Annotated in this window: 2 protein-coding genes; both read right to left on the bottom strand. The window is 45.3% G+C overall.

Going from position 1 to position 3261, the window contains the following annotated elements; genetic code table 11:
• Positions 1-406: 406 nt before the first annotated feature.
• The gene (locus O9295_RS25050) at positions 407-2068 is read right to left on the bottom strand and encodes an NAD(P)H-quinone oxidoreductase subunit 4 (RefSeq protein WP_079207447.1); all 1662 of its coding nucleotides are present in this window, start codon (positions 2066-2068) and stop codon (positions 407-409) included.
• 124 nt (positions 2069-2192) lie between these two features.
• Complete coding sequence (locus O9295_RS25045) at positions 2193-2894, bottom strand: ABC transporter ATP-binding protein (protein ID WP_041804206.1); 702 nt, start codon at positions 2892-2894, stop codon at positions 2193-2195.
• Between the last annotated feature and the right edge of the window lie 367 nt (positions 2895-3261).

The following is a 3261-nucleotide window of genomic DNA, read 5'->3' as shown; positions in this document are numbered from 1 at the left end:
CTGGGAGTGATCGGGGGAAAAATCCCTGGACTTTTTCCCTGAAAATTAGGTAATTGACCCCCTCAAAATCGGTAAAACCCTACACCCCACACCCCACACCCTACACCCTGCCCCCAGGAAAAACTTTTTCAGCAAACCCTATGTAGGGTTTGCTGAAAAAGTAGGGGCGAAGCATTCGGATAGGAAATCTACGGTTTCAGCGATAGGTTATGCCCGAATGCTTCGCCCCTACAAGACCACGATTCTCTGAAAATCTTGCACTTGTTTTGCGAAATAGACCCCTAAAACCCTTACCTCGTCTATATTTCACATTTATTCAGCCAACCCTAATTAATTATCTCCTCGCCAAAAAAATCAGGAGCAGAATTTCTACTCCCGATAACCTATTCACTTTAGACTTGCCAATTTATTGGAAGATACTGGCAACCTTGGCGCTTACGTCCGGTTGAGTTTCAGCGTAGATATTTTGACGAGTGGCGGCGATTTCTGTGTAAGCTTGACGCACTTCCGAGTTAACTGCCACCGTTTTCACATCGTAGATACGGGTAGCCAGTTGGGGATAGAAACCGATAGCGACAATCAAAGCGAGGAAAGAGACAGCGATAAAGATTTCTCTGGGTTTAGCGTCAATATATTCTGATTCATGAGGGAGGACACAGCTAGTACCAAAACAAACTGCCTGTTCGTTACTTTTGTTGGGGAGAATGTTAGTAATATCGCAGGAAGAACCATCTCCGTAGAAAACTTGACGAAGCATGGAGAGTAGATAAATCGGGGTGAGGATTAAACCAACGGAAGCGAGGAAGACAGTCACAACCCGGAAGGTTTGGCTATAAACGTCACTGCTAGTGACACCGATGAATACAGTAATTTCACTGGCAAAACCGCTCATTCCGGGTAACGCTAGGGAAGCCATGGCGCCGGCAGTAAAGAGAGCGAAGACTTTCGGCATCGCTTGGGCAATCCCACCCATCTCGTTTAAAGCTAAGGTATGGGTGCGGTCGTAGGTGACACCAGCAAGGAAGAATAAGACGGCGGCAATTAAACCGTGGGAGAGCATTTGTAACATAGCACCGCTAATACCCACATCGGTGAAGGAAGCAATCCCTAAAAGGACGAATCCCATGTGTGAAACCGAGGAATAAGCGAGACGGCGTTTCATGTTTTGTTGACCGAAGGAAGCGAAAGCACCGTAGATAATATTAACGACACCGAGAATCGCTAGAATCGGGGCAAAGTAGATGTGTGCATCGGGTAGAAGCCCCATATTAAGACGGATTAAACCATAACCACCCATTTTGAGGAGAACACCAGCGAGAATCATCGATACAGGTGCAGAAGCTTCACCGTGAGCATCGGGGAGCCAAGTATGGAGGGGGAAGATGGCGAGTTTGACCCCGAAAGCGATTAATAAACCAGCGTAAAGGACTAATTCTAAAGCGAGGGGATAATCTTTAAATCCTAATTCCGCCATATCAAAGGTCATTGCACCACCACCGTAAAGGGCCATGGCTAGACCGGCAACGAGGATGAAGATAGAAGCGGCGGCGGTGTAGAGTAAGAATTTAGTGGCGGCATAACGACGTTTTTGACCACCCCAGATGGAAACGAGTAGATAAACGGGAATTAACTCGATTTCCCACATTAAAAAGAATAATAATAAGTCTTGGGCGACGAAAACACCAATCTGAGCGGCGTAGAGCAACAGCATCAGGAAGTAGAATAAACGGGGTTTGCGGTCTACTTGCCATGCGGCCAAGATAGAAAGGGTTGTCACCAATCCTGCTAATAAAACTAACGGTGCCGATATACCATCCACCGACACCGCCCAGCTTAAACCGATTTGGGGAACCCAATCGATTTTTTCCACTAATTGTAGGTTGGGGTTGCTTAAATCATATTTTTGTAAAAAGACGTAGCACATTAATATAAAGTCTGCTAGTCCGACTCCAAGAGCGAACCAACGAACAGTTTTTCCTTCTTTGTCGGGGATTACAGGGATCAGGAAGGAGGCAAGCAAGGGGAGCAAAATGATGGCAGTGAGCCAGGGGAAGTTAGCCGTTAGCATGGCAGTAAGAAAAAATACCTATTTCGTTATGTGTTCATTTTATGCGACTTTGTAAAATTTTGTGAATATTTTTTGTCCTACCTTTACCATAGGCTTTTATCTATAATTGGCGCATCATCATCGATTAACCCAAATAAGCTTGTTTGACGCGCTCATCCCTGAGTAAATCCCCGGCTTCTCCTGCGATAGTCAAGCGTCCCGCTGCCAAAACATAGCCGCGATTGGCAGTTTCTAGGGCTAAATTGGCGTTTTGTTCCACTAACAGGATAGTTACTCCCGATTCGTTTAATTGACGGATAATACTGAAGATTTCTCGCACTATCTGCGGCGCTAGTCCTAAACTGGGTTCGTCTAGTAACAATAACTTGGGACGACTCATTAAAGCTCTGGCAATCGCAAGCATCTGCTGTTCCCCACCGCTTAGGGTTCCCGCTAACTGCTCTCGGCGCTCCGATAGTCGGGGAAACAGTTGCAACTGCTCTTCGATATCGCTTTTTACTCCTAGGCGATCGCTTCTCGTATAAGCACCTAACTGCAAATTTGTCAAGACTGTTTGACGCGCTAAGATTCTTCTCCCTTCCGGACTATGGGCAATTCCCCGCTTAACGATTTCATGGGGCGGTAAATGGGTAATATCTTGACCTTGATAAATTATTCGCCCCGTCTTTGCCGTTAAAATCCGAGATATCGTCTTTAGAGTCGTCGTTTTTCCTGCTCCGTTCGCTCCAATCAGGGTGACAATTTCCCCCTTTTCTACCCTTAAGCTAACCTGCTGTAATGCCTTTATTCCGCCATAATTAACCGATAAATCGCTAATTTCTAACATAAACCCAGTCAAATCCCAATAGGATCACTATAGCAGTTACCAGTTATCAGTTATCAGTTATCAGTTATCAGTTACCAGTTATCAGTGATCAGTTATCAGTGATCACTGATCAGATGTGAGTTTTTAGTCAGTCCCGATGAAAAAATTTGGTTCTTCGTTACTTGGTATGGTTCGATAGGGGGGCATAAATCGACTAAATCCTTATCTGGTAAGAGACTTAATTGATTAGTGGGACTTAAACGCCAAATAAAGATCAAATCGAGTATAATCGTTAAAGAGTAAGCACTTTACGTTGAAAGAGCAGCGATGAAAGAGACAACCCCAGCCGCGATGCCCCCATGCTTTGACCGATGGTGTCGGCGGTTTG

Source organism: Microcystis sp. LE18-22.4A (genome assembly GCF_027531105.1).
GTDB classification, from domain to species: Bacteria; Cyanobacteriota; Cyanobacteriia; order Cyanobacteriales; family Microcystaceae; genus Microcystis; species Microcystis aeruginosa.
The sequence above is the reverse complement of the archived record's forward strand: the minus strand, read 5'-3'. Positions and strand labels throughout refer to the sequence as shown.